5 protein-coding genes are annotated in these 5,012 nt (G+C 36.4%); all 5 read right to left on the minus strand.

Annotated features, from left to right (window positions below; genetic code table 11):
• Positions 1-124 precede the first annotated feature (124 nt).
• Complete coding sequence (locus tag U0M88_RS01610; RefSeq protein ID WP_331868690.1) at positions 125-1,396, minus strand: TIGR02677 family protein; 1,272 nt, start codon at positions 1,394-1,396, stop codon at positions 125-127.
• 243 nt (positions 1,397-1,639) lie between these two features.
• Positions 1,640-2,227, minus strand: a complete 588-nt coding sequence (locus tag U0M88_RS01615; protein WP_331868691.1) for a helix-turn-helix domain-containing protein — start codon at positions 2,225-2,227, stop codon at positions 1,640-1,642.
• Positions 2,228-2,394: 167 nt separating this feature from the next.
• The gene (locus tag U0M88_RS01620) at positions 2,395-3,123 is read right to left on the minus strand and encodes a CocE/NonD family hydrolase C-terminal non-catalytic domain-containing protein (protein ID WP_331868692.1); all 729 of its coding nucleotides are present in this window, start codon (positions 3,121-3,123) and stop codon (positions 2,395-2,397) included.
• A gap of 14 nt (positions 3,124-3,137) precedes the next feature.
• Complete coding sequence (locus tag U0M88_RS01625; protein ID WP_331868693.1) at positions 3,138-4,181, minus strand: CocE/NonD family hydrolase; 1,044 nt, start codon at positions 4,179-4,181, stop codon at positions 3,138-3,140.
• Positions 4,182-4,188: 7 nt separating this feature from the next.
• On the minus strand, positions 4,189-4,836 hold the full coding sequence (locus U0M88_RS01630; protein ID WP_331868694.1) for an MFS transporter: 648 nt from the start codon (positions 4,834-4,836) through the stop codon (positions 4,189-4,191).
• Between the last annotated feature and the right edge of the window lie 176 nt (positions 4,837-5,012).

Raw genomic sequence — 5,012 nt, forward strand, 5'->3', positions numbered from 1 at the left:
ATTCCTTCGGATTATGTTTAAAGATTCCGACTTTTTCTTTGTCAAGCTTTTTTAGATTTTTTTTCACAAATAAAAGAGCCTCGCCTATTTTAGACAAGACTCATAAGATCATGTTTTGCTTAACTTAATGACATTGGACTTTTTGTTCAATATACTGAGTGCGTATGGAACTACGTTTTTGTTGTTCATCAAGAATTGCCATACGAGCTGCCATCTGTTCAAACTCATAATTTGGTGCCGGTTTGCGTTTAGACTTTGTGCCCGCTTGACGGATTCTAGGCTCCAACGCGATAAACGAACTCGGTTCTTCATAAACCCCACTATCAATCTGCTCCGTTGTGCGACCACTAAATTCACGAATATGAAATGTTTGATCAACCCCAAAAACCATAGCGCTCATTTTATGAGCCTCCTCCATGTTTTTACACAAGCTAAAAATTTTGGCAATATGCCGATATTCTTCTGTACGATTGATATTGAAATGCTGATATTCACTAATTTGTTGTGCATAGCGAGTTATTTTCCGAATAATCTCACTCGTCACATCCGACATTCTTTCCACTTCTGAAATCGTATCCTGGCCTACATACCAATTATATAAACTTTGCCAACGTCCATAAAAAACTTCTAATAATTCTTTCTCATCCAACTTGTTATCTAAGCGAGGAATAGACATTTCATACGCTACCGCTTTTTCTAATACATTTTTAATAACATCATCGGGTATTCTTCGAATAAACGCCTCTAATACAATACCTTGCTCCTGTAATCCTTTGACAAAAGATCGAAGATACGTAATTATCTTATCCTTAAACAACAAGAACTGCGTTGTTTTCATCATCTCTTCTGCTTTTGCACTGGATAAATCACGAATATAATCCTGGTAGTTACGATTCAAACGAATAAAATCTTCATTCAGACTATTCCACCACGAGCTTACTTGTTCATCCGAAGTGCTTTGAATCGTGTATATACTCTTGATTTGTTTGGAAATTCTTTCAAGTAGACTCGGTTCCAAAGAAGCACTTTGAATATCCAAATTTTCAAGTCGTATGGTCATACGTTCAATCTCAATTGTATATTCACTGAGCTGATAACGAAATTTCCGGTTTTTAAATTCTTCAATTGTGCTGACTTTTGACGCATCCTGCATGGCCGTTAGATTACCCCATTCTACTAATGCACTTAAATCATTCATACACTGATCCATCGTATAATCTTCAAAAAGACCGGTTTCCTTCATCATAGAATAGACTTCTTCTTTATAAATCCAATAATTGATTTTTTCATATCTTTCAAAACAATAACGAATGATGGTTCGATAGCGATCCACATTTTCTGCACGTAAATAATTAACTTCCGTAATGGGTCGAAGTAACTTATCAGTAATATTCAAGAACCTTTCCTCCTTCTTTTAATTTATACTATATACAGACATTATTTATGTCAAAATATAACGATTCACTTTTCCAACTTTGAAAATAGATCAATATCACTTTTATGGTGTATGATTCTTTTAATTATATCAATACTATTATGAATCCGTGAAGAATAATAATGTTTTTGATCAATATAAAAAGCATGTGTTATACACAGACTAAAAAAGTTCTATCCACAATCATAGGATAGAACTTTTGGTCTATTCAAAACATGATTTCATCAATTTTTCTTTTATTTGTTGAGCCTGTTTTCTGTATTTCTTAAAAGAATCCGAATTTTGAACCTTTGCGTCATTCGAAACATATACATATAATTTTCTATGATCTTTCATTTCAATTTCTAAACCAATATATACTTTTCGATTAAACCACCAGAAATTATAATTTGTGACCAAAACTCTGCGATCTACAGGAAACGGATATTCTTCATCATGATACTTGGCATCTTCAAAAATGATCTGACACTTACAAATATCCTTTATCACATAGATTCCTTTCGTTCCTGATAAGATTTGAAAGGTTTTCCGATGTGTATCAAGCAGTACATTTCCCAAATCTATGAAACCTTTCTGTTTTTTGGAAAGATCAACATCGATCAAATCTGATAATGGAATCTGATAAAAATCCGCATCCTTTTGCATACCATCTAAATCCGGTTCGGATTTTCCCAGTTCGTGATTGGATATCGTCTGATGGGCCATATACAATTTTGAAGCCAGTCTTTCTGTGATAAACCATTCTTTAAACGTAAATAATGTAAATTTGATTTGAGGTATGTCATGATTCATGCCCCCTTTCAACATTATAATAAAATATAAAAAAACAACTGTCATGCAAAGAAAATGGGAATCCTAATTTTTCTATAGATTTCGATCAACCAGCTCATTTCACGATCTTTCCAAACAAAATGGAGAGATTCACTCTCGAATCTCTCCTTCTTCACTATCTCTTTAAGTTACTTGATAGGGCATTCCACTACAATGGAAGATGTATCGACTTCGATTGTTGTCGATACCCATGGAAGCTGTGTTTGATCCACGTCCATACCATACAAGATCAAAGATAACGTATGTCCTGGTGCAATCGTATAATCATTGGATACAAACTCAAAGGAATAGGTGTACCAACTCTGTGGATCAATCTCTTCTTTTGAATAATTGTTGTTTCGATTTTGTGCATTCATCCATCCTCGCGTAATCACGGAATAAGCGGATGGTTTTTGTTCCAGCTTAAATCGAAAAGAACGATTCTCATTGCCATCTAACTGACATGTTAATCTTTTTTGTTCTCCTTTTTCAACCAACATAGCACTTAATATAGCGGTTGGCTGATTGATACGGGCACGAAACTGTACTTTTGCCCGGCCCGCAAAACGAACTGACTTTTTAAACGTTTCCAGATCAAAGGAAAGTGAATGAGCATTTTGTGTTAATACCAGTTCATCCAGCCATTCTTTGGTATTTTTCTTTTTTCGATCATACACTGTTTTGGATAGATCATCTATGATCGTTTGAACTCCTGAATCCTTGATTTGATACACTTCCATTTGCCTAGGCGGCCAATGCTCTTCCTTCATCCAAACCGTCTGATCTACATTGCTCTCAACAAAGATCTTTGCCTCATCTTGTATGCCGGTATCCATACCTTTTAAATAATAATCCAGCCATCGATCAATCAAAGACAAAGTCGGACTGCCTTCTAAGTGAATGTGTATATATGTTGTCCCTGATGCAACAACATCATTCGATCTTTTCCTAATTCCTGCAGCTTTTCAAACAACAAGATGCCTTGATCCGGTTTTACGTTCCAATCGTTAAGTCCTTGTATCACAAAAACAGAACCCTTGATTTGATCGGCATGTTTGAGATAGTTTCTTTCATCCCAGAAGCGATTATAGTTTCCGGATTCCCGGTCTTCTCCTTCTTGAAGCTCCTTTTGCGATTTTTCAAATAAAGGACGTATCGTTTCAAAATCTTTAGAATCCAGAACTCTTGAAAAACAATATTTTGACAAAATATCTAAGTCATCTCCCTGCCAGTCCATGGCCGGTAATGTTAAACCATTATGTCGATAATATTCATACCAGTTAGAGATACCTGCTTCCGGAATAATTGTTTTCAGTCCTTCAACACCGGTCGTGGCAACACCGATACACATCGTTCCTAAATAAGAACGAGCCGACATGGCAACAGAACCGGTACACCAATGCGCTTTGATCTCCATTTGTCTTGTACGATCGACAAAAGCTCGGGCTCTTCCATTCAACCAATTGATAACCGATTTAAACGCAAGAATTTCTTCCTGCGAACCGGTACGCGTCAAGCCATCCGATCCTCTTGTTCCCAATCCGGCACTAAAAACACCGGCATATCCTCTTTCAATCAAATGATCGTACAAATCCGAAATACATTCGTATTCACTTGGATCCGGTTCTGGAATCGGATTGGTTTTTACTTCCCCCTGCGACTTCGTTTTAGGATACATTGGTTGTTTTCTGGGAACAAACAAAATATCACTTTCCGTAATATTTTGCGTTGGATACGCCTTGATATTTTTATTGACATCATAAAGTTCATACCAATCTTCATTACAATGTAACATATAAGGATTCGCCACGAATACGACCGGCACTTTTTCATCTAAACGCGGTCGTTTGATATACACCGCAATAAGATCGTATTTTCCATCCTCATCCGTATCCACCGGTGTTTCCACATATACTTTTTCAAAAACTGTTTCCATAAAACTCCTATTTGTTTGTTTCTTTTGGGTGTTTCTTTAAATAAGCCTTCCATATCAGGACAAAAATGGCACCTAAAGCCAACATCGCAATCAAAAATCCGAAAAATTGTCGATATCCATCTACGCCAGGATTTTGATCGATCATAATCCCGGCTAATACAGAAACAAAGATTTCCGGCAAATAACCGACTGTGGAAATAATGCCCGCAGCCGTTCCGGAGAATTTTTCAGGAATACCACCTTCATCCATCATAGCCCATGTCTGCGCATAATTGACATTGTAGAAAATATAAATCAGAACAAATAAAATCGTGAACATCAAAATCGAATCCGATTGTGTCGGCAAGATCAAAATGCCTAATGTTCCCAAAATCATGATCACAAATGAAATCAAAAGCGCATTCCCTGTTCCAAATTTATCGGAGAAAAATCCGCCACCTACATTTCCAAATAAAGAAAACCAGCGCTTTAAAGCGGCTAAAGTTGCTCCAAAAGTAACCGTTGCCCCTAAGATCGATGTCGCATAAGGTGTAAAGTAGTACAAAGATAAAGTAAATACATAATTACAAAACGTCACAAATCCAATGATCCAAACCGCAGGCATCTTTAAAACTTGACCTATTCCCTTAAACGAAATACGATCGCTCTTTTCCATTTTTCCATCCTTTACCGTAAAGAAGCAGAAAATCCCCCAATGTCATTAAGTTAAGCTACAAGAAAAGTATTAACTTAAAAACAAAGTAAAGTAAAGCCTGGATTTTGATGAAGTCCAGGCTTTATGATCACTGGTATGATCGGAATCTGTCGTTTACAGGCATGACGAAAAGACAA

Source organism: Faecalicoccus sp. (assembly GCF_036552745.1).
Taxonomy (GTDB): Bacteria; Bacillota_I; Bacilli_A; order Erysipelotrichales; family Erysipelotrichaceae; genus Faecalicoccus.

Coding starts and splice junctions, on each gene's coding strand:
- U0M88_RS01630 (WP_331868694.1), bottom strand. CDS start 4,836: ATGGAAAAGAGCGATCGTATTTCGTTTAAGGGAATAGGTCAAGTTTTA.
- U0M88_RS01615 (WP_331868691.1), bottom strand. CDS start 2,227: ATGAATCATGACATACCTCAAATCAAATTTACATTATTTACGTTTAAA.
- U0M88_RS01625 (WP_331868693.1), bottom strand. CDS start 4,181: ATGGAAACAGTTTTTGAAAAAGTATATGTGGAAACACCGGTGGATACG.